Source organism: Burkholderia pseudomultivorans, from assembly GCF_902499075.1.
In the GTDB taxonomy this organism is placed as follows: Bacteria; Pseudomonadota; Gammaproteobacteria; order Burkholderiales; family Burkholderiaceae; genus Burkholderia; species Burkholderia pseudomultivorans.
The window spans coordinates 1-21,762 of sequence record NZ_CABVPP010000039.1 but is presented as its reverse complement, the minus strand read 5'-3'; the positions used below and the strand labels follow the sequence as shown (position 1 = coordinate 21,762).

Sequence of the window (21,762 nt, the reverse complement as noted above, 5' to 3'; positions counted from 1 at the left end):
GCCCTCGTCATGAGACGGCTGCGCCGGCCGCCGGCCGGCCGGCGCTATCGCGCGCTCAGCTGTTCAGCGAGCGCTTGTCGACGGCGAGCGCCGCTTCGCGCATCACTTCCGACATCGACGGGTGCGGATGGCAGATGCGGGCGATGTCTTCCGACGCCGCCTTGAATTCCATCGCCACCACGGCTTCCGCGATCAGGTCCGACGCGTTCGCGCCGATCACGTGCACGCCGAGCAGCTCGTCGGTCTTCGCGTCCGCGATCATCTTCACGAAACCGTCCGGTGCGTTCATGCCGAGCGCGCGGCCGTTGATCGAGAACGGGAACTTGCCCGACTTGATCTCGCGGCCTTCCGCCTTCAGCTGCTGCTCCGTCTTGCCGACCCACGCGATTTCCGGGTACGTGTAGATCACCCACGGAATGCAGTTGTAGTCGATGTGCGGCTTCTGGCCGTCGATCACTTCCGCGACCAGCACGCCTTCGTCTTCCGCCTTGTGCGCGAGCATCGGGCCGCGCACCACGTCGCCGATCGCGTAGACGTTCGGCACCGCCGTGCGGCAGTGGTCGTCGACGTCGATGAAGCCGCGCTCGTTCGCCTTCAGGCCGATCGCCTCGAGGCCGAGGTTGTCGGTGTTCGGCACGCGGCCGACCGACACGATCAGGCGGTCGGCGTCGAGCGTCTGCGCGTTGCCGTCCTTGTCGGTGTAGGCGATCGACACGCCGTCGGCGGTCGTCTTCACTTCGCCGATCTTCACGCCGAGATGGATGTCGAGACCCTGCTTCTTGAACAGCTTCGCCGCTTCCTTCGCGAGCGCTTCGTCCGCCGCGCCGAGGAATGCCGGCAGCGCTTCGAGCACCGTCACGTCGGCGCCGAGGCGGCGCCACACCGAACCGAGCTCGAGACCGATCACGCCCGCGCCGATCACGGCAAGCTTCTTCGGCACCGAGTCGAACGTCAGCGCACCTTCGTTGTCCGACACGATCTTGTTGTCGACCGGGATGCCCGGCAGATGACGCGCCTTCGAGCCCGTCGCGATGATCACGTTCTTCGCGGTGACGACTTCGGTCTCGCCTTCGCCGCTCACTTCGATCTGTACGCCGGCGTCGGTCTTGCCGGTGAACTTGCCGTGGCCCTTCAGCCAGGTGATCTTGTTCTTCTTGAACAGGAACTCGATCCCGCTCGTCATCTTCTCGACGATCGCATCCTTGCGGCCGAGCATCTTCGCGACGTCGATCTTCACGCCGTCGACGGTGATGCCGTGGTCGGCGAGGTGGTGCGACGCGTTCTCGAATTCTTCCGACGAGGCCAGCAGCGCCTTCGACGGGATGCAGCCGACGTTCAGGCAGGTGCCGCCGAGCTTCAGCGCGCCGGCCGGGTTCTTCCACTTCTCGATACAGGCAACGGTCTTGCCCAGTTGCGCGGCGCGGATCGCGGCGATGTAGCCGCCGGGGCCGGCGCCGATCACGACGACGTCAAATTCCTTGGACATGGCAATCCTTTCTTCTTGTGCGTCCGCACGGGCGCGCGGTGGCGCGCGCCCGTGCGGAGCGGGTCAATGCGGTGAGACTCGGCTTACAGGTCGAGCAGCAGGCGGGCCGGATCTTCCAGCGCATCCTTCATCGCGACGAGCGACAGCACGGCTTCGCGACCGTCGATGATGCGGTGGTCGTACGACAACGCGAGGTAGTTGATCGGACGGATCACGATCTGGCCGTTCTCGACCACCGCGCGGTCCTTCGTCGCGTGCACGCCGAGGATCGCCGACTGCGGCGGGTTGATGATCGGGGTCGACAGCATCGAGCCGAACACGCCGCCGTTCGAGATCGAGAACGTACCGCCCGTCATTTCCTCGATCGACAGCTTGCCGTCCTTCGCCTTCTGACCGAATTCGGCGATCTTCTTCTCGATCTCGGCAAGGCTCAGCTGGTCCGCATTGCGCAGGATCGGCACGACCAGGCCGCGCGGCGAGCCGACGGCGATACCGATGTCGAAGTAGCCGTGGTAGACGATGTCGTTACCGTCGATCGACGCGTTCACGAGCGGGAACTTCTTCAGCGCGTGCACGGCCGCCTTCACGAAGAACGACATGAAGCCGAGCTTCACGCCATGTTCCTTCTCGAACTTGTCCTTGTACTTCGCGCGCAGGTCCATGACCGGCTGCATGTTGACTTCGTTGAACGTCGTCAGGATCGCGTTGGTCTGCTGCGACTCGAGCAGACGCTCGGCGATACGTGCACGCAGGCGCGACATCGGCACGCGCTGTTCCGGACGGTCGTTGAGCCAGGTCGTCGCCGACGCCGGGACCTTCACTTCCGGCAGCGACGGCTTCGCAGCGGCCTTCGCCGGTGCGGCGGCCGGAGCGGCCTTCGGCGCGCTGCCGGCGGCGAGCGCGTCGCCCTTGGTCACGCGGCCGTCGCGGCCCGAGCCGGCGACGTCGCCTGCGGACAGGCCCTTCTCGGCCAGCAGCTTCGCTGCGGCCGGCGAGGCGGTGCCCGACGACGCGGTGGCCGCGACGGCCGGCTGGGCGGCCGGTGCCGGCGCTGCCGCGGGTGCGGCAGCCGGCTTGACTTCGGCTGCGCCTGCCGCTGCTTCGGCCGCGCCTGCCTTCGCTTCGGTGTCGATCGTCGCGATCACCTGATCGGCGACCACCGTGTCACCGTCGTTCTGCAGCACTTGCGCGAGCACGCCCGCGGCCGGCGCCGGCACTTCGAGCACGACCTTATCGGTCTCGAGTTCGATCAGGATTTCGTCCTGCGCGACTGCTTCGCCCGGCTTCTTCTTCCACTGCAGCATGGTGGCTTCCGAAACCGACTCCGAAAGCTGGGGGACTTTGACTTCTACGATAGCCATGTGATTTTCCTGGATGCTTAATCTGGGTAATGACGAGATTCGTGCGTTTCCTTCGGCCGATGCGGCGCGCGACGCGCCCGGCGGGCCGAAGGAAACGGGAAAGCGCGATGCGCGCTCCCGTTTCGCTTCCGTCGATTATTTCGCGATCGATGCGCTCTTCAGGCGGCCGAAAGCACCTTCGATCAGGGCCTTCTGCTGCTCGTAGTGCTTCGCGTAGTAGCCGACCGCCGGCGAGGCCGAAGCCGGACGACCGCTGTATGCCAGCTTCTGTCCTTCCTTCATGCCTTCCTTCAGGTGGTGCTCGACGTAGAACCAGGGGCCCTGGTTCTGCGGCTCGTCCTGCACCCAGACCACTTCCGTCGCGTTCTCGTACTTCTTCATTTCAGCTTCGAACTGCTTGTGCGCGAACGGATACAGCTGTTCGATACGGATGATCGCGACGTCGTTCGCCTTCGCTTCGCGGCGATGCGCGACGAGGTCGTAGTACACGCGGCCCGAGCAGACCAGCACGCGCTTGACCTTCTTCGCGTCGATGCCGCCGTCGGTTTCGCCCAGCACCGGCTGGAACGAACCCTTCGCGAGTTCCGACAGGTCCGACACCGCTTCCTTGTGACGCAGCAGCGACTTCGGCGTCGCGACGATCAGCGGCTTGCGGAACAGGCGGATCATCTGGCGACGCAGCAGGTGGAAGATCTGCGCCGGCGTCGTCGGCTGGACGACCTGCATGTTGTGGTCCGCGCACAGTTGCAGGAAGCGCTCGATGCGGGTCGACGAGTGCTCCGGACCCTGGCCTTCGTAGCCGTGCGGCAGCAGCATCGTCAGGCCCGACACGCGGCCCCACTTCACTTCGCCCGACGAGATGAACTGGTCGATCACGACCTGCGCGCCGTTGACGAAGTCGCCGAACTGCGCTTCCCACAGCACGAGCGTGTTCGGCTCGGCGGTCGAGTAGCCGTATTCGAAGCCCAGCACCGCTTCTTCCGACAGCACCGAGTCGATCACCGTGAACTTCGCCTGGCCTTCCGCGATGTTCTGCAGCGGCACGTACGTGCCGTCATTCCAGCGCTCGCGGTTCTGGTCGTGCAGCACCGCGTGACGGTGCGTGAACGTGCCGCGGCCCGAGTCCTGGCCCGTCAGGCGCACCGAGTAGCCCGATGCGACGAGCGACGCGAATGCCAGGTGTTCGCCCATGCCCCAGTCGAGCGGCTGGTCGCCGCGCGCCATGTTGCGGCGGTCGTTGATCACGCGCTCGACGAGCGGGTGGACCTTGAAGTTTTCCGGGATCGTCGTGATGCGTTCGCCGAGGCGCTTCAGTTCGGCGAGCGGCACGGCCGTATCGGCTGCGTCCGTCCACTTGCGGTTCAGGAACGGCACCCAGTCGACCGCGTACTTGCTCTTGTAGTTCGACAGGACCGGATCGACCGTGTGATGGCCGTCGTCCATCGCCTTGCGGTACGCCTTCACGTAGCCGTCGGCGTCTTCCGCGGTGATCACGCCCTGCTGCACGAGCTTCTCGGCGTACAGCGCACGGGTGCCCGGGTGCTGCGCGATCTTCTTGTACATCAGCGGCTGCGTGACCGCCGGCGTGTCCTGCTCGTTGTGACCCAGCTTGCGGAAGCAGACGATGTCGATCACGACATCCTTGTGGAACTGCATCCGGTAGTCGATCGCGATCTGCGTCGCGAGGACCACGGCTTCCGGATCGTCGCCGTTCACGTGCAGCACCGGCGCCTCGATCATCTTGACGACGTCGGTACAGTACAGCGTCGAGCGCGCGTCGCGCGGGTCGGACGTCGTGAAGCCGATCTGGTTGTTGATGACGATGTGCAGCGTACCGTGCGTGCCGTAACCGCGCGTCTGCGCGAGGTTCAGCGTTTCCATCACGACGCCCTGGCCCGCGAAGGCCGCGTCGCCGTGGATCTGCACCGGCAGCACCTGCAGGCCGTCTTCGTCGCCGCGACGGTCCATCCGCGCCTTCGCCGAACCTTCGACCACCGGGTTGACGATTTCGAGGTGCGATGGGTTGAACGCGAGCGACAGGTGGACCGGGCCGCCTTCGGTCGACACGTCCGACGAGAAGCCCTTGTGGTACTTCACGTCGCCGGCCGGCAGGTCGTCGACGTGCTTGCCTTCGAATTCGGCGAACAGGTCCGCCGGCATCTTGCCGAGCGTGTTCACGAGCACGTTCAGGCGGCCGCGGTGGGCCATGCCGATGACGATTTCCTGCACGCCCTTCTTGCCCGCGTGCTGGACGACTTCGTCCATCGCCGCGATGAAGCTTTCGCCGCCTTCGAGCGAGAAGCGCTTCTGGCCGACGTACTTGGTGTGCAGATAGCGCTCGAGGCCTTCCGCAGCCGTCAGGCGATTCAGGATGTGCTTCTTCTCGTCAGCCGAGAACGACGGCGTCGCGCGGGTCGACTCGAGGCGCTCCTGCCACCAGCGCTTCTGTTCCGGATCGCTGATGTACATGTACTCGGCGCCGATCGTGCCGCAATACGTGTCGCGCAGACCCTTGACGATGTCGCGCAGCGAAGCCTGGTCGAAGCCGAAATACAGGTTGCTCGCGCTGAACGTCTGGTCGAGGTCGGCCTCGGAGAAGTCGTAGAACGCAGGTTCGAGCTCGGGGATGGCGGGACGCTCGCGGCGCTTCAGCGGATCGAGATTGGCCCATTGCGAGCCGAGGAAGCGGTAGGCGCTGATGAGGGACTGGACGTGGACCTGCTTGCGCGCAGTAGCCAGATTGGTGCCGCTTTCGCGCGGGATGAAGGCATTGGCCTTGGCGCGCTGGGCGAACGATTCGACGATCGGGTGATGCGCCACGTCGTTGGCGTTCGAACCGTCCGTTGCAGGAACGTTCTGCAACGCGTCGAAATACTCTCGCCAGTTCTCGGGCACTGACGCCGGATTATCGAGATATGCATCGTACAGTTCTTCTACGTACGAAGCATTGCCGCCGAACAAATAGGAGTTCAGCTGAAACTGCTTCATGACATCTGACATTTTACGCTCACCTTTCTTCGAGCTTCTCGAGAAATAGCGGGTTGCTCAACCTTCCGCGACACGGCCTGACCGTTTAGCGGATTGCGAATCAAGTCTTGCTTGGAAGGACCTAAAACTTGCGTGCGCGCAGCATATCACAGAACCGATACCGAAGTTCACGGTGAAATACGGCTGAAAGCACCGCGCGACGGGGTTTTGCCGGATTGCCGCGCGTAACGGAAACATTGTTTTGCACGCCTCGCGCACGCTTGCTGCAGGCGCAAAAAAAGCCGCCCGCAGGCGGCTTTTTCCGTGCTGCGTCGACCGGGCGGAATGCTCAGTCGACTGCGCCTTCGCGGCTTGCGCGGCGACGCTCGTGCTCCTTCAGGAAGCGCTTGCGCAGGCGGATCGACTGCGGCGTCACCTCGACCAGTTCGTCGTCGTCGATGAACTCGACCGCGTATTCGAGCGACATCTGGACCGGCGGCACCAGACGCACCGCTTCGTCGGTGCCCGACGCGCGCACGTTGGTCAGCTGCTTGCCCTTGATCGGGTTCACGACGAGGTCGTTGTCGCGGCTGTGGATGCCGATGATCATGCCCTCGTAAAGCGCATCGCCCGGCTTCACGAACATGCGGCCGCGATCCTGCAGCTTCCACAGCGCGTAGGCCACCGCTGCGCCGTCGTCCTGCGAGATCAGCACGCCGTTGCGGCGCTCGCCGACCGAGCCGTCCTTGACCGGCGCGTACGAATCGAAAATGTGGCTCATCAGGCCCGTGCCGCGCGTGAGCGTCAGGAATTCGCTCTGGAAGCCGATCAGGCCGCGCGCCGAGATCTTGTATTCCAGACGCGTGCGGCCGCGGCCGTCCGACGCCATGTCGAGCATTTCGCCCTTGCGGCGGCCGAGTTCCTCCATCACGCCGCCCTGGTGCTCGTCCTCGACGTCGACCGTCAGCAGTTCGTACGGCTCGTGCTTCACGCCGTCGATTTCCTGCATCACCACGCGCGGACGCGACACGGCCAGCTCGTAGCCTTCGCGGCGCATGTTCTCGACGAGGATCGTCAGGTGCAGTTCGCCGCGACCGGACACTTCGAACACCGTTTCGTCGCCGGTATCGCGCACGCGCAGCGCGACGTTGTGGTTCAGTTCCTTCATCAGACGGTCGCGGATCTGGCGGCTCGTCACGAACTTGCCTTCACGGCCGGCGAGCGGCGACGAGTTGACGAGGAAGTTCATCGTCAGCGTCGGCTCGTCGACGGTGATCATCGGCAGCGCCTCGGGCGTGTCCGCCGCGCAGATCGTCGCGCCGATGCCGACATCCTCGATACCGTTGATCAGCACGATGTCGCCCGCTTCGGCCGAGTCGACCTGCACGCGTTCCAGACCCTTGAACGACAGCACCTGGTTGATCTTGCGGTTCAGCACGTCGCCTTCCGGGCCGAAGCGCATCACGACCGGCTGGCCCGGCTTGATGCGGCCGCGCGTGATGCGGCCGACGCCGATCCGGCCGACGTAGGTCGAATAGTCGAGCGACGTGATCTGGAGCTGCAGCGGCGCGTCCGGATCGGCCGGGCGAACCGGCACGTGCTTGAGGATCGCCTCGAACAGCGGGCGCATGTCGCCTTCGCGCGTCGCCGGATCGAGCGACGCATAGCCGTTCAGGCCCGACGCGTAGACGATCGGGAAGTCGAGCTGCTCTTCGGTCGCGCCGAGCTTGTCGAACAGGTCGAAGGTCTGGTTGATGACCCAGTCGATCCGCGCGCCCGGACGGTCGATCTTGTTGATGACGACGATCGGCTTCAGGCCGAGCGCGAGCGCCTTCTTCGTGACGAAGCGCGTCTGCGGCATCGGGCCTTCGACGGCGTCGACCAGCAGCAGCACCGAGTCGACCATCGACAGCACGCGCTCCACTTCGCCGCCGAAGTCGGCGTGCCCCGGCGTGTCGACGATGTTGATGTGCGTGCCTTCGTATTCGACCGCGCAGTTCTTCGCGAGAATCGTGATCCCGCGCTCTTTTTCGATGTCGTTCGAGTCCATCACCCGCTCGGCAATCTGCTGGTTCTCGCGGAAGGTACCGGACTGGCGGAGCAGTTGGTCGACGAGCGTGGTCTTGCCGTGGTCGACGTGGGCGATGATGGCGATATTGCGAAGGGCGCGGGTCATAGAAACCTGGAAATCGATTGAACGCGCAAACGCGCCCGCCCGTTTTCACGCGCGTGCGCCGTTGCAGCTTGGAAGCCTGAAATTATAGCACGGGCGAATGTCGAGAGCCGGCCGTTCCGTTGCAACGCAACAATACACGCGCCGTTCCCGGCCTGTCCCCGGTCGATCCGCCCTCCCCGTGTACCGCTCGATCCACGCCCGATTCCATCGCCATTCGGCAAAAGACCCTTGCAACGACAAGGGGATTTCGGGCTGCACAGCGCGCCGTCATCCGTTCGATTAACATTTGCCGCGGCAAGCAATTGTGCCTATACTGCTGCCTAGTCAACTATTGCAGCTTCAGCGTTTTATGCCGGATCCTTCTTCTTCCCAGTCGCCCGCTTCGGTGCTGTCCTCATATCAAATGAACGACAGCGTCGGCTACCTGATGTCGCGCGTGAAGTCGTTGATGACCAACCTCGTCACGCAGCGCACGCAGGAAGAGCTCGGCATCACGGGCACGCAGGCGAGCATGCTGTTCATGATCGCGGTCGGCAAGTGCTCGACGGCCGCCGAGCTCGCCCGCGAATACGGGATCGACGCGAGCGCCGTTACGCGCCTGCTCGATCGCGTCGAGAAACGCGGGCTGCTGTCGCGCGTGCGCAGCATCGAGGACCGCCGCGTCGTGCGCCTCGAGCTGACCGACGAAGGCCGCGCGCTGGCCGAGCGGCTGCCGCCGATCTTCCGCAGCGTGCTCGACCAGCTGCTGGACGGATTTACGCCGGAAGAAGTCGGATTTCTGAAAAGCATGCTGCGCCGTATTCTCAGCAACTATTGCGAGGTGGCCGGCGGTAGCGTCACGTAATGATTGCCATAACAATTACTTTTGACAGATTAATGTAAGGAAATCCTTGCAGTGTCCATCATTCATTCCGAGTCAGGGATCAGCGCGATGAAATCCTCTCCGTTGTCCGCGCGCGCCGGGTCGTGCCGCGCCGCCGTCGCCGCCGCGGTCGCCGCGCTGGCGCTGGCGGGCTGCGCCAACTACATCGGCATCAAGAGCGACAAGCAGATCGCCCCCGCGTCGCAATTCGAAACCGCCCAGAGCCTGCCCGCCCAGGGCGGCCAATGGCCGTCGCTCGACTGGGCGAGCCAGTTCGGCGATCCGCAGCTGCCGAAGCTGATCGACGAAGCGCTCGAGGGCAACCCGTCGATCGCGCAGGCGCAGGCGCGCCTCGCGAAGGCCTCGTCGTATATCGAGTCGTCGCGCGCGAACCTGCTGCCGAAGGCCGAAGCCAGCTACTCCTGGACCCGCGAGCTGTATTCGTCGAACGCGCTGTTCCCGCCGCCGTACGGCGGCCAGTGGTACAGCGAGAACAACGTGCTCGCGAGCGCGTCGTGGGAACTCGACCTGTGGGGCAAGAACCGCGAGCGCCTGCACACCGCCGTGTCGCAGGAAAAGGCCGCCGAAGCCGACATGCAGCAGGCGCGCATCACGCTCGCGTCGTCGGTCGCGCGCACCTACAACTCGCTCGCGCAGCTCTACGCGCTGCGCGACATCGCGCAACGCGAGATCGCCAACCGCCAGACGGTCGGCAAGATCACCGACGGGCGCGTATCGGCCGGCCTCGACACCAACGTCGAGCGCCAGACCGCGCGCGGCAATATCGCGACGACCCAAGCGTCGCTGTCCGACCTCGACGGCCAGATCACGACGGTGCGCTACCAGCTCGCCGCGCTGCTCGGCAAGGGTCCGGATCGCGGGCTGCAGATCGCCGCGCCGGTGCTGAGCCCGGGCGGCGACGTCGCGCTGCCCGGCAATATTCCGGCCGACCTCGTGTCGCGCCGCCCGGACATCGTCGCCGCGCGCTGGCAGGTCGAGGCCGCGATGCACGACGTGAAGGAAGCGAAGGCCGAATTCTTCCCCGACGTGAACCTCGCGGCCGGCTTCGGCTTCGATGCGTTCGGCTGGGGCAAATTCCTGAACTTCGCGAGCCGCCAGGCGCAGTTCGGCCCGGCGATCCATCTGCCGATCTTCGACGCCGGCGCCTTGCGCGCGCAGCTCAAGGGCCGTTACGCCGACTTCGACCTGTCGGTCGCGAACTACAACCAGACGCTGATCAGCGCGCTGAACGACGTCGCGACGCAGGTCGCGTCGATCCGCGCGATCGATCGCCAGATGGACGACGCGCAGCGTGCGCTCGACGCATCGACGCGCGCGTACGATCTTGCCGTGATCCGCTACAAGGCCGGCCTGTCGCCGCAGCTGCAAGTGCTGACCGCGGACAGCAACCGCCTCGCCTCCGAGCAGACGGTGACCAACCTGAAGATGCGCCGGCGCGACATGCAGCTCGCGCTGATCAAGGCGCTCGGCGGCGGATTCGACGCGACCGGCACGCCGCTCGCCGCGCCCGACGCCGCGAAGCCCACCAAACAGGCCGCCAACTGAACCGGCGCCACCACTACGCAGACACTCGAAATAACGGACGGAGAAAATCGCCATGAGCGACCCTCAACAAAACGCCGCCAGCGCCCAGCCGCAGAATAACGGCAAGCGCAAACGGATGATGACGCTGCTCGTCGTGGTCATCCTGATCGCGGCCATTGCGTATGGCCTGTACTACTTCCTCGTCGCGCGCTTCCACGAGGAAACCGACGATGCCTACGTGAACGGCAACGTCGTGCAGATCACGCCGCAGGTCACCGGCACCGTGATCGCGGTGAAGGCCGACGACACGCAGACGGTCAAGGCCGGCGACCCGCTCGTCGTGCTCGACCCGGCCGATTCGCAGGTCGCGCTGCAGCAGGCCGAAGCGAATCTCGCGCAGACGGTGCGCCAGGTGCGCGGCCTGTTCGTCAACGACGACCAGTACCGCGCGCAGGTCGCGCTGCGCCAGTCGGACCTGTCGAAGGCCGAGGACGATCTGCGCCGCCGCATGGCCGTCGCGCAGACGGGCGCGGTGTCGCAGGAAGAAATCTCGCACGCCCGCGATGCGGTGCGCGCCGCGCAGGCATCGGTGGACGCCGCGCAGCAGCAGCTCGCGTCGAACCGCGCGCTGACCGCGAACACGACCATCGCATCGCACCCGAACGTGCTCGCCGCCGCCGCGAAGGTGCGTGACGCCTATCTCGCGAACGCACGCAACACGCTGCCGGCGCCGGTCACCGGCTACGTCGCGAAGCGCTCGGTGCAGGTCGGCCAGCGCGTGTCGCCGGGCACGCCGCTGATGTCGGTCGTGCCGCTGAACGCGGTGTGGGTCGACGCGAACTTCAAGGAAGTCCAGCTCAAGCACATGCGCATCGGCCAACCGGTCGAGCTGACGGCCGACATCTACGGCTCGTCGGTCGTCTATCACGGCAAGGTCGTCGGCTTCTCGGCCGGCACGGGCTCCGCGTTCTCGCTGCTGCCCGCGCAGAACGCGACGGGCAACTGGATCAAGGTCGTGCAGCGCCTGCCGGTGCGTATCGAGCTCGATCCGAAGGACCTCGACAAGCATCCGCTGCGCATTGGCCTGTCGATGCAGGTCGACGTGAACATCAAGGACGAACGCGGCGACCAGCTCGTCAACGTGCCGAACACCGTCTACGAGACCAACGTGTTCGCGAAGTACGGCGACGAAGCCGACGCCGAGATCTCCCGCATCATCGCCGAGAACGCGGGCGGCAACGCGCCGGCGCCGGCCGCCGCGAAGCAGAGCAGCGTCGCGAAGATGATGTAACCGTTCCGACACCGGAAAGACAAACGACATGGCACAGGCTCCTGTCTCTCACCCGCCCTTGCAGGGCGGGCAACTCGTGATCGGGACGATCGCGGTGTCGCTCGCCGTGTTCATGAACGTGCTCGACACGTCGATCGCGAACGTCGCGATCCCGACCATCTCGGGCGACCTCGGCGTGTCGTCGGACCAGGGCACGTGGGTCATCACGTCGTTCGCGGTCGCGAACGCGATCTCCGTGCCGCTGACAGGCTGGCTGACCGACCGCATCGGACAGGTCCGCCTGTTCCTCGCGTCGATCATCCTGTTCGTGATCTCGTCGTGGATGTGCGGGCTGTCGCCGAACCTGCCGTTCCTGCTCGCGTCGCGCGTGATCCAGGGCGCGGTCGCCGGGCCGATGATCCCGCTGTCGCAATCGCTGCTGCTGTCGAGCTATCCGCGCGCGAAAGCGCCGATGGCGCTCGCGCTGTGGTCGATGACGACGCTGATCGCGCCGGTCGCGGGCCCGATCCTCGGCGGCTGGATCTCGGACAACTACTCGTGGCCGTGGATCTTCTACGTGAACATCCCGGTCGGCATCGCCGCCGCGCTCGCGACATGGTCGATCTACCGCCAGCGCGAATCGACGGTGCGCCGCGCGCCGATCGACGGCGTCGGCCTCGCGCTGCTCGTGCTGTGGGTCGGCTCGCTGCAGATCATGCTCGACAAGGGCAAGGATCTGGACTGGTTCGCGTCGACGACGATCGTCGCGCTCGCGCTGATCGCGATCATCTCGTTCGCGTTCTTCGTGATCTGGGAGCTGACCGCCGAGCACCCGGTCGTCGACCTGTCGCTGTTCCGCCGGCGCAACTTCACCGGCGGCACGATCGCGCTGGCGGTCGGCTATGGCCTCTACTTCGGCAATCTCGTGCTGCTGCCGCTGTGGCTGCAGACGCAGATCGGCTACACGGCGACCGACGCCGGCCTCGTGATGGCGCCGGTCGGGCTGTTCGCGATCCTGCTGTCGCCGCTGACCGGCAAGTTCCTGCCGCGCACCGATCCGCGCTACATCGCGACCGCCGCGTTCCTGACGTTCGCGCTGTGCTTCTGGATGCGTTCGCGCTACACGACCGGGGTCGACGAATGGTCGCTGACGCTGCCGACGCTCGTGCAGGGCATCGCGATGGCCGGCTTCTTCATTCCGCTCGTATCGATCACGCTGTCCGGCCTGCCCGGCCACCGCATCCCGGCGGCGTCGGGCCTGTCGAACTTCGTGCGGATCATGTGCGGCGGCATCGGCACGTCGATCTTCCAGACCGCGTGGGACCACCGCAACAACTTCCATCACGCGCAACTGGTCGAGCAGACGAACCCGTACAACCCGACGTTCAACCAGGCCGTCACGCAGATGGGCAACCTCGGGCTCACGCGCGACCAGGCGCACGGCCTGATCAACAACATGGCCACGCAGCAGGCCGCGCAGCTCGGCGTGAATGATCTCTTCTACATCTCGGCGGCGATCTTCGTGCTGCTGATCGCGCTGATCTGGATCACGAAGCCCGAACGCGCGGGCGGCGGCGATGCGGGGGCGGCGGCATCGGCCGCACACTGAGCGTCGCGCGCGAGCGCATCGAGCAAAAAGCAAAAAGCCCGGCTTCGACCGGGCTTTTTTTCGTTTCAACGGCACGCTGTCGCGCGCCCGCATTACTCCGCCGTGACGACGAGCCGCTCCGGCGCGAGCACGCCGTTGGCCTTGCGCGCGACGCCGAGCAGCCGCGTCGCGTCGTAGACGCGCACGCGCGCGCCGTCGGCCGCATCGACCGGATCGAGCGCGGACAGCGGCAGACGCTGGCCGTGCAGGAACCGCTTCGCGCACACGTCGTCGAGACGAACCAGCGGGAAGGTCGACAGCAGCGCGTCGACCGGCTGGAGCCACGCGTCGCGCGCCGCCGCATCGGCGTCGGACAATGCGTCGAGCGTGACCGCATGCTCGAGCGTCAGCGCGCCGACGCCCGTACGACGCAGCATCGTCAGATGCGCGCCGCAGCCGAGCGCCTCGCCGAGATCCTCCGCCAGCGTGCGCACGTACGTGCCCTTGCTGCAGGTCACGCGAAACGTGACATCGGGCAGCGCGCACGCGAGCAGGTCGAGCGCATGGATCGTCACGTGGCGGCCTTCGCGCTCGACCGTCTGGCCGGCGCGCGCATATTCGTACAGCGGCTTGCCGTCGCGCTTGAGCGCCGAATACATCGGCGGCACCTGCACGATCTCGCCGGTAAAGCGCGCGAGCTCCGCTTCCACGGCCGCGCGGTCGCATTCGACCGGCCGCGTGTCGAGCACCTCGCCTTCGGCATCGCCGGTCGCGGTGCGCACGCCGAGCCGCATCGTCGCTTCATAGGTCTTGTCGGCTTCGAGCAGATCCTGCGAGAACTTCGTCGCCTCGCCAAAGCACAGCGGCAGCAGGCCCGATGCGAGCGGGTCGAGCGTACCGGTGTGACCGGCCTTCTTCGCGAGATACAGGCGCTTCGCGCGAATCAGCGCGTCGTTGCTCGACAGGCCGACCGGCTTGTCGAGCAGGAGCACGCCGTCCAGCGCGCGGCGCGGCACGCGCGGACGTTGGGATGCAGTCGTCATGGGCCGGATGCGCTCAGTCGTCCTTCGCCGGCGCGTCGGCCTCGTCGTCGTCCTTCGCGCGCGTCGCGTTGGCTTCCTTGATCAGGCGCGACATCTCGACGGCCTTCTCGATCGTCTGGTCGTAATGGAAATGCAGCGTCGGCACCGTGTGGATGTGCAGGCGCTTGAACAGCAGGTTGTGCAGGTGGCCCGATGCGTGGTTCAGCGCGTCCTGCGTCGCGGTCGGATCGCCGGTGAGCGCGGTGAAATACACCTTCGCATGCGCGTAATCCGGCGTGAGCTCCACGCTCTGGATGGTCACGATGCCGATGCGCGGATCCTTGACCTCGCGCATGATGAGCTCGGACAGATCGCGCTGAATCTGATCGGCGATCTGCACGTTGCGATTGGGAGAAGTACGTTTCCTGGACATGATCGATCCCTGACCGTTTATCAGGATAAGGCGGCGGCGCGCCGGCATGGCGCGCCCCCATGAAAAAATGGGCGGGACAGGCCCAAGCCCGCCCCGCCCATGAGCCGATGCGCGATGCTTACAGCGTACGCGCGACTTCGGTCACTTCGAAGACTTCGAACTGGTCGCCTTCGATGATGTCGTTGAAGTTCTTCACCGACATGCCGCACTCGAAGCCTTGCTTGACTTCCTTCACGTCGTCCTTGAAGCGCTTCAGCGATTCGAGTTCGCCCGTGAAGATCACGACGTTGTTGCGCAGCACGCGCACCGACGACGAGCGCTTGACGATGCCGTCCGTGACCATACAGCCGGCCACCGTGCCGACCTTCGGCACCTTGAACACCTGGCGCACCTCGACCATGCCGGTCACGACTTCGCGCTTCTCCGGCGCCAGCATGCCCGACATGGCCGCCTTCACCTCATCCACTGCGTCGTAGATGATGTTGTAGTAGCGGATATCGATGCCGTTCGCTTCGGCCAGCTTGCGCGCCTGCGCATCCGCACGCGTGTTGAAGCCGATGATGACGGCCTTCGACGCGGTCGCGAGGTTGACGTCGCTTTCGCTGATGCCGCCCACCGCGCTGTGCACGATCTGCACGCGGACTTCGTCGGTCGACAGCTTGAGCAGCGACTGCACCAGCGCTTCCTGCGAACCCTGCACGTCGGCCTTGATGATGAGCGGCAGGTTCTGCACTTCGCCTTCGCCCATCTGCTCGAGCATGCTTTCCAGCTTCGCGGCCTGCTGCTTCGCCAGCTTCACGTCGCGGAACTTGCCCTGACGGAACAATGCGATTTCACGCGCCTTGCGTTCGTCCGGCAGCACGATCACTTCCTCGCCCGCGCCCGGCACTTCCGACAGACCCTGGATTTCGACCGGGATCGACGGGCCGGCTTCCTTGGTCGGCTTGCCGTTTTCGTCGAGCATCGCCCGCACGCGGCCGTAGGCCGTGCCGGCCAGCACGATGTCGCCGCGGCTCAGCGTACCGGACTGCACCAGCATCGTCGCGACCGGGCCCTTGCCCTTGTCGAGCTTCGCTTCGATCACGATGCCCTTCGCCGGCGCCTCGACCGGTGCCTTCAGTTCCAGCACTTCGGCCTGCAGCAGCACGTTCTCGAGCAGATCGTCGATCCCTGCGCCCGTCTTCGCCGACACCGGCACGAACGGCGAATCGCCGCCGTATTCTTCCGGCACGACGCCTTCCGCGACCAATTCCTGCTTCACGCGATCGGGGTTCGCTTCCGGCTTGTCGATCTTGTTGATCGCGACGACGATCGGCACCCCGCCCGCCTTCGCGTGCGAGATCGCTTCCTTCGTCTGCGGCATCACGCCGTCATCGGCCGCCACCACCAGAATCACGATGTCGGTCGCCTTCGCGCCGCGTGCACGCATTGCCGTGAACGCCTCGTGACCCGGCGTATCGAGGAACGTGACGACGCCGCGCGGCGTTTCGACGTGATACGCGCCGATGTGCTGCGTAATGCCGCCCGCTTCGCCGGCCGCGACCTTCGCGCGACGGATGTAGTCGAGCAGCGAGGTCTTGCCGTGGTCGACGTGACCCATCACCGTGACGACCGGCGGACGCGGCAGCTGCTCCGCATCGGTGCTCGCTTCGCCTTCGACCAGCAGCGCTTCCGGATCGTCCAGCTTCGCGGCGACCGCACGGTGGCCCAGTTCCTCGACGACGATCATCGCCGTTTCCTGGTCCAGCACCTGGTTGATCGTGACCATCTGGCCCATCTTCATCATCACCTTGATGACTTCAGAGGCCTTGACCGACATCTTGTGCGCGAGATCGGCAACCGAAATGGTTTCCGGCACGTGCACTTCGCGCACGATCGGTTCGGTCGGCGCCTGGAACGACGAGCCGCTGTCCTGGTGACGGCCGCGCCCCTTCGGGCCGCCGCGCCAGCCGCGGTCGACGCCGCCGCTCGAATCGCCGCGCGTCTTGATGCCGCGGCGCTTCGACGCGTCGTCCTGCCAGCCGCCCTTGCCGCCGCCCGGCTTCTTGTTGCGGTCGCCCGCGCCTGCCGGCGCCTGCGTCGTCGCCGGCGCTGCGGCGCCGGCCGGCTTCTTCGCCGCCGGACGCGCCTGTGCACCTTCCGGCTTTGCCGGCTTGTGCAGCGTGCCCTTCGCCTCGGCCGGCTTGGCCGGCTCCGCCGGCTTCGGCGGCTCGACTGCCTTGACCACGGCCTTGCGCGGCGTGTTCATCATTTCGCGGATCGCACGCGCTTCGGCTTCCGCCGCCTCGCGACGCTTGCGAATCTCTTCCTGCTCGGCGCGCGCCTTGTCCGCCGCCTCGCGGGCTGCGTCCTCGGCCTTCTTCGCCGCTTCGCGCTGGGCCGCCCGTTCGGCGGCCGCGCGTGCTTCGTCCTGCGCGGATTCGGCCGGCGCCGCGGCTGCCTGCTCGGCCGCTGCGGCCTGCTTGGCTGCTGCCTGCTGCGCGGCTGCCGCTTCGGCCGCCGCACGCTTCGCCGCCGCTTCTTCCTCGGCGCGACGACGCTCGGCCTCGGCCGCTTCCTCGCGGGCGCGGCGTTCGGCTTCCTCGCGCTCGAGGCGTTCCTGACGCTCGCGCAGTTCCTGAGCCTGCTTCTCGAGCAGCTCGGCCTCGCGGCGCGCCTCTTCCTCGCGACGCTTCAGTTCCGCATCGTCGTCCGCTTCGGCGACCTGCGCCTGACCCTGTTCCGCACCATCGCTCACGTCGTCACGCTTGACGAACGTGCGCTTCTTGCGAACCTCGACCTGAATGGTGCGAGCCTTGCCCGTCGCGTCGGACTGCTTGATCTCCGACGTGTGCTTGCGGGTCAGCGTGATCTTGCGCTTGTCGCCATCGGTCGCGCCGTGCGACTTGCGCAAATGATCGAGCAGACGCGCCTTGTCCGCCTCGGACAGCGCATCGTCTTCACTCGCTTTCTGGACGCCCGCTGCCTGCAGCTGTTCGAGCAGCACACCAGCAGGCATTTTCAGTTCCGCGGCAAATTGGGCTACGTTGTTACTCGCCATTCATTCCTCTTAGTGCAAGGACCGATTCCTTGCGGTTAGCATCGGGTCAGGCCATACGGCCGCCATCAAATCAGTGCGCCATGGTCATTTCTCACTGGAACCAATGTTCACGTGCTTTCATGATCAACGCCTTAGCGGCATCCTCTTCCATCCCGGTCATGTCGACCAGTTCGTCCACGGCCAGCTCGGCGAGATCGTCGCGCGTGGCCACGCCGTGTTCGGCAAGTTTCGCGAGCAGCTCCGGCGTCACGCCGTCGAGGCTCTTCAGATCCAGCGCTGCGTTCTCGACCTTTTCCTCGTTCGCGATCGCCATCGTCAGCAGCGCGTCGCGGGCGCGATTGCGCAGCTCGTGCACGGTGTCCTCGTCGAACGCCTCGATCTCGAGCATTTCGTTCAGCGGCACGTAAGCGATCTCTTCGAGGCTCGTGAAGCCTTCGTCGATCAGGATGTCGGCAACTTCTTCGTCGACGTCGAGACGCGCCATGAACAGCGCACGCAGCCGGTCGCGCTCCTCGCCCTGCTTCAGGGCGGACTCGTCCGGGGTCATGATGTTGATCTGCCAGCCGGTCAGTTCGCTGGCAAGACGAACGTTCTGGCCGCTACGGCCGATCGCGACGGCGAGTTCGTTCTCGTCGACCACGACGTCCATCGAGTGCTTTTCTTCATCGACGACGATCGACTGGACTGCTGCCGGCGCGAGCGCGCCGATCACGAACTGGGCGGGATCCTCGGACCATAGCACGATGTCGATGTTTTCGCCACCGAGCTCGTTGCGCACGGCCTGCACGCGCGAGCCGCGAATGCCGACGCAGGTGCCGATCGGATCGATCCGCTTGTCGTACGCGATCACGCCGATCTTCGCGCGCACGCCCGGGTCGCGCGCCGCCGCCTTGATCTCGAGCAGGCCCTGCTCGATCTCCGGCACTTCCATCTCGAACAGCTTCATCAGGAACTCGGGCGCCGTGCGCGAGAGTTCGATCTGCGGGCCGCGCGCGGTGCGGTCGACCTTCGCGATGTATGCGCGCACGCGGTCGCCCACGCGCAGGTTTTCCTTCGGGATCAGCTGGTCGCGGCGCAGCAGCGCTTCGACACGGCCCGATTCGACGATGAAGTTGCCCTTGTCGAGGCGCTTCACCGTGCCCGTCATGATCTTTTCGCCGCGCTCGAGGTAGTCGTTCAGGATCTGCTCGCGCTCGGCGTCGCGCACCTTCTGCAGGATCACCTGCTTCGCGGCCTGCGCGCCGATGCGACCGAACTCGATCGACGGAACAGGTTCCTCGATGAATTCGCCGACTTCGACGTCGGGCTTCTGCTCGCGCGCCTCGAACAGCAGGATCTCGCGATCCGGCTCCTGCAAGCCCGCCTCGTCGGGCACGACGAGCCAGCGACGGAAGGTTTCGTGCTCGCCGCTTTCGCGATCGATATGGACGCGGATTTCGGCGCCTTCGTCGAACAGCTTCTTGGAAGCGGACGCGAGCGCAGCCTCGAGGGCGCCCAGCACCACATCCTTGTCGACGTTTTTCTCGCGCGCCAGCGCATCCACCAGCATCAAAACTTCGCGACTCATTATTTGCGGCTCCTAAAGTCAACGTGCGGAATCAGGCGGGCTTTGTCGATATCGGCCAGCGTGAAATCCAGCATGGCCGCCTCGCCCTTCTTCCTCTCAAATTCCAAACCGATCGTTTCGCCATTCGGCGCGTGCAGGATGCCCCGGTACGTCTTGCGCCCGTCCAGCGGCTTTTTCAAGGTCACGGAAACTTCGCTGCCGGCGAAACGCTCGAAGTCGGCCAGCTTCTTCAACGGGCGGTCGAGCCCCGGAGACGAGACTTCGAGCCGTTCGTAATCGATGTTTTCGACCGTCAAGACGTGCTGGAGCTGACGCGTGACCTTTTCGCAATCTTCGAGCGAGATACCGGCAGGCTGGTCGATATAGACGCAAAGCATGCCGCGCCCGGTGCGCTCGAGATCCACCAGCTCGTATCCGAGCCCGGTGACCGTGGTTTCTATCAGTTCCGTCAGTTGCACTGTGTCCTCTCAGGTGTTCGCGCCCGCCGCTCGCGATTCACCCGCGGGCGCGCGCCTTAGCCGGCGCAGGAAGCGCTACCCGAGATGCCCAACCGTTTCAGCAAAAAAAAATGGGCGCAACGCCCATCTTCCCTTACTGCCTGGTCGCACCTGAGCCGCACATAAATCCGTACGCCCAGCGACTTTGTGATTATAGCGTTTTTCGCCGTAAACGCCAAGCGCCAGCCTGCACGGCCGTCGCTCGTGTAACGTCATATGGTCGAAACGCCAAGCCGCCCGCTTGCGGAAACGGCAATCTACACAATACTGCGTGGCGTCGGTCATGCCGACATTTGTCGGCATGACTGCGCTTCAATATAGCTTCGATTCGCTTATTCGCAAGGCGTCGCGCCGACGCAGCCCGATTCGGGCCGATTCCGCCGGCGCGGCGGGCTTGCGGCCGCGCGAACGCTCAGCGGCCGCGCGAGCGGCTGCGCTGCGGCCGCTGGCCGCCGCGTGCGCCGCCGTTGCCGCCTTCCGCACGATTGCCGTTCGGATTGCGATTGCCGTTGGCGTTACCGCCCTTGCCGCCACCCTTGCCGCCGGCGCGCTGCTTGTTGCCGCCGTACGACGCGCGATTGCCGTCGACGTCGCGACCGCCCGGACGACCGCCGTGGCCGCCCGGCGCAACCGGCAGGTTGCCGTAGCCGCTCAGGCCCGGGAAACCGCCCGGCGCACCACGCCGGCCGCCGCGACGCGGCTGGTCGAGCTGGCCATGCGTGGTCAGCACGGGTTCGCGGCTGATGAAGCCCATCGAGGTCTGCATCGGATCGGGCTGGCGGCGTTCGGTTTCGCCACCGCGCCGGCCCTTTTCCTCGGACGGCGCCTTCAGGCCGACGGTCGCCATCAGCTTGCGCACCTGCGCCTCGTCGAGCTCTTCCCAGCGGCCGCGCTTCAGGCCGCGCGGCAGCGGAATCGGACCGTGACGCGTGCGGATCAGGCGGCTCACCATCAGGCCGACCGCCTCGAACATCCGGCGCACTTCGCGGTTGCGGCCTTCGGCCAGCGCGACGTGATACCAGTGGTTCGTGCCTTCGCCGCCGCCGTCGCGGATGCGCAGGAAGTTCGCGGGGCCGTCGTCGAGTTCGATCCCATGCAGCAGCTTCTGTCGCGACGCTTCGGTCAGCTCGCCGACGACGCGCACCGCGTATTCGCGCTCGACGCTGTAGCGCGGATGCATGAAGCGGTTCGCGAGGTCGCCCGACGTCGTCAGCATCAGCAGACCTTCGGTGTTGAAGTCGAGGCGGCCGACCGCGAGCCATTTCGCCGTCTTCATCGGCGGCAGGCGATCGAACACCGACGGCCGCCCTTCCGGGTCCGCATGGCTGACGATTTCGCCCGTCGGCTTGTGATACAGCAGCACGCGCGGCGGCTTGTTCGGCAGCTTGCGCTTGACCGGCTTGCCGTTGATCCGCACCTGGTCGGTCGGCATGATGCGCTGGCCGATGTGCGCCGGCTCGCCGTTCACCGACACGCGGCCGGCGATGATCAGTTCTTCCATTTCGCGGCGCGAGCCCATGCCCGCTTCCGCCAGCACCTTGTGCAGCTTCGGCGCGTCGTCGTCCGGCGACAGCACGCGCTTGTTCGCCGGCTGGCCGCGACCGCGACGCAGCATCGGCGCGCGCACGCCGCTGCCGGCTGCCGCGTTGTCCGCGTCGAATGCCGGCGACGTCACGTACGCGAACAGATCGTCCTGCGCCGCGTCGCCAGCCTCGGCCTTCGCTGCGCCACCGCGCTTGCCCTGGCCGCCCTTGCTGCCGGCCGCGCCCTCGCGCTTGCCGCCGGCCGCCTTGCCGCGTCCGCCCTTGGCGGCGCCTTCCCGGGCCGCCCCTTCCTTGCGCGGCGCACGCGGCGCGGGTTGCGCCTGCGCGGCGTCGGCCGGCGGCGCATCCGCGCTTTCGCCGTCCTGCGGCGCGCCTTCGGCGCCCTTCGACTTGGCCGCCGCGCG

Annotated in this window: 14 protein-coding genes; 4 read left to right on the top strand and 10 right to left on the bottom strand. The window is 66.0% G+C overall.

Going from position 1 to position 21,762, the window contains the following annotated elements:
* Positions 1-55: 55 nt before the first annotated feature.
* The 4 genes from lpdA to typA all read right to left on the bottom strand — a co-directional run bounded on the left by lpdA (position 56) and on the right by typA (position 7,990).
* Entirely contained in the window at positions 56-1,486 is a 1,431-nt protein-coding gene (gene lpdA / locus BST28156_RS22680) for a dihydrolipoyl dehydrogenase (RefSeq protein WP_060243646.1), read from the bottom strand.
* An 83-nt stretch (positions 1,487-1,569) separates the two neighbouring features.
* The gene (gene odhB / locus BST28156_RS22675; protein WP_059479264.1) at positions 1,570-2,847 is read right to left on the bottom strand and encodes a 2-oxoglutarate dehydrogenase complex dihydrolipoyllysine-residue succinyltransferase; all 1,278 of its coding nucleotides are present in this window, start codon (positions 2,845-2,847) and stop codon (positions 1,570-1,572) included.
* 135 nt (positions 2,848-2,982) lie between these two features.
* Positions 2,983-5,847 carry a 2-oxoglutarate dehydrogenase E1 component gene (locus BST28156_RS22670; RefSeq protein ID WP_060243642.1) on the bottom strand — a complete coding sequence of 955 codons (2,865 nt, stop codon included), beginning with the start codon at positions 5,845-5,847 and terminating at the stop codon, positions 2,983-2,985.
* 316 nt (positions 5,848-6,163) lie between these two features.
* Complete coding sequence (gene typA / locus BST28156_RS22665; protein WP_174903414.1) at positions 6,164-7,990, bottom strand: translational GTPase TypA; 1,827 nt, start codon at positions 7,988-7,990, stop codon at positions 6,164-6,166.
* A gap of 349 nt (positions 7,991-8,339) precedes the next feature.
* On the opposite strand from typA, the gene BST28156_RS22660 reads away from it, so the two are divergent.
* The 4 genes from BST28156_RS22660 to BST28156_RS22645 all read left to right on the top strand — a co-directional run bounded on the left by BST28156_RS22660 (position 8,340) and on the right by BST28156_RS22645 (position 13,276).
* On the top strand, positions 8,340-8,834 hold the full coding sequence (locus BST28156_RS22660) for a MarR family winged helix-turn-helix transcriptional regulator (protein ID WP_060243638.1): 495 nt from the start codon (positions 8,340-8,342) through the stop codon (positions 8,832-8,834).
* An 87-nt stretch (positions 8,835-8,921) separates the two neighbouring features.
* Entirely contained in the window at positions 8,922-10,418 is a 1,497-nt protein-coding gene (locus tag BST28156_RS22655; protein WP_060243636.1) for an efflux transporter outer membrane subunit, read from the top strand.
* A 52-nt stretch (positions 10,419-10,470) separates the two neighbouring features.
* Complete coding sequence (locus tag BST28156_RS22650) at positions 10,471-11,688, top strand: EmrA/EmrK family multidrug efflux transporter periplasmic adaptor subunit (RefSeq protein ID WP_174903413.1); 1,218 nt, start codon at positions 10,471-10,473, stop codon at positions 11,686-11,688.
* A gap of 28 nt (positions 11,689-11,716) precedes the next feature.
* The gene (locus BST28156_RS22645) at positions 11,717-13,276 is read left to right on the top strand and encodes a DHA2 family efflux MFS transporter permease subunit (RefSeq protein WP_040127249.1); all 1,560 of its coding nucleotides are present in this window, start codon (positions 11,717-11,719) and stop codon (positions 13,274-13,276) included.
* A 92-nt stretch (positions 13,277-13,368) separates the two neighbouring features.
* Here BST28156_RS22645 and truB read toward each other — a convergent pair whose 3' ends face one another.
* The 6 genes from truB to rluB all read right to left on the bottom strand — a co-directional run.
* Positions 13,369-14,298 carry a tRNA pseudouridine(55) synthase TruB gene (gene truB, locus BST28156_RS22640; RefSeq protein WP_009694674.1) on the bottom strand — a complete coding sequence of 310 codons (930 nt, stop codon included), beginning with the start codon at positions 14,296-14,298 and terminating at the stop codon, positions 13,369-13,371.
* Between the two features lie 13 nt (positions 14,299-14,311).
* Complete coding sequence (gene rbfA, locus BST28156_RS22635; RefSeq protein ID WP_040128845.1) at positions 14,312-14,710, bottom strand: 30S ribosome-binding factor RbfA; 399 nt, start codon at positions 14,708-14,710, stop codon at positions 14,312-14,314.
* 118 nt (positions 14,711-14,828) lie between these two features.
* Positions 14,829-17,750, bottom strand: a complete 2,922-nt coding sequence (infB, locus tag BST28156_RS22630) for a translation initiation factor IF-2 (RefSeq protein WP_040127247.1) — start codon at positions 17,748-17,750, stop codon at positions 14,829-14,831.
* A 91-nt stretch (positions 17,751-17,841) separates the two neighbouring features.
* A complete protein-coding gene (nusA, locus tag BST28156_RS22625; RefSeq protein ID WP_009689830.1) occupies positions 17,842-19,317 on the bottom strand; it encodes a transcription termination factor NusA in 1,476 nt (491 codons plus the stop codon).
* Positions 19,317-19,775 (bottom strand): ribosome maturation factor RimP, encoded by a 459-nt coding sequence (rimP, locus tag BST28156_RS22620; RefSeq protein WP_009689829.1) that lies wholly within the window; start codon positions 19,773-19,775, stop codon positions 19,317-19,319. The genes nusA and rimP overlap by 1 nt, the downstream gene beginning before the upstream one ends.
* Positions 19,776-20,226: 451 nt before the next feature.
* On the bottom strand, positions 20,227-21,762 hold a 1,536-nt coding region (gene rluB / locus BST28156_RS22615; protein WP_174903412.1), incomplete at its 5' end, for a 23S rRNA pseudouridine(2605) synthase RluB.

What these genes read in the sequence shown, in the direction of transcription:
- truB (WP_009694674.1), bottom strand. Translation starts at nt 14,298, where the DNA reads ATGACGACTGCATCCCAACGTCCGCGCGTGCCGCGCCGCGCGCTGGAC.
- nusA (WP_009689830.1), bottom strand. Translation starts at nt 19,317, where the DNA reads ATGAGTCGCGAAGTTTTGATGCTGGTGGATGCGCTGGCGCGCGAGAAA.
- infB (WP_040127247.1), bottom strand. Translation starts at nt 17,750, where the DNA reads ATGGCGAGTAACAACGTAGCCCAATTTGCCGCGGAACTGAAAATGCCT.
- BST28156_RS22660 (WP_060243638.1), top strand. Translation starts at nt 8,340, where the DNA reads ATGCCGGATCCTTCTTCTTCCCAGTCGCCCGCTTCGGTGCTGTCCTCA.
- rbfA (WP_040128845.1), bottom strand. Translation starts at nt 14,710, where the DNA reads ATGTCCAGGAAACGTACTTCTCCCAATCGCAACGTGCAGATCGCCGAT.
- typA (WP_174903414.1), bottom strand. Translation starts at nt 7,990, where the DNA reads ATGACCCGCGCCCTTCGCAATATCGCCATCATCGCCCACGTCGACCAC.
- lpdA (WP_060243646.1), bottom strand. Translation starts at nt 1,486, where the DNA reads ATGTCCAAGGAATTTGACGTCGTCGTGATCGGCGCCGGCCCCGGCGGC.
- odhB (WP_059479264.1), bottom strand. Translation starts at nt 2,847, where the DNA reads ATGGCTATCGTAGAAGTCAAAGTCCCCCAGCTTTCGGAGTCGGTTTCG.
- BST28156_RS22670 (WP_060243642.1), bottom strand. Translation starts at nt 5,847, where the DNA reads ATGTCAGATGTCATGAAGCAGTTTCAGCTGAACTCCTATTTGTTCGGC.
- BST28156_RS22645 (WP_040127249.1), top strand. Translation starts at nt 11,717, where the DNA reads ATGGCACAGGCTCCTGTCTCTCACCCGCCCTTGCAGGGCGGGCAACTC.
- BST28156_RS22650 (WP_174903413.1), top strand. Translation starts at nt 10,471, where the DNA reads ATGAGCGACCCTCAACAAAACGCCGCCAGCGCCCAGCCGCAGAATAAC.
- BST28156_RS22655 (WP_060243636.1), top strand. Translation starts at nt 8,922, where the DNA reads ATGAAATCCTCTCCGTTGTCCGCGCGCGCCGGGTCGTGCCGCGCCGCC.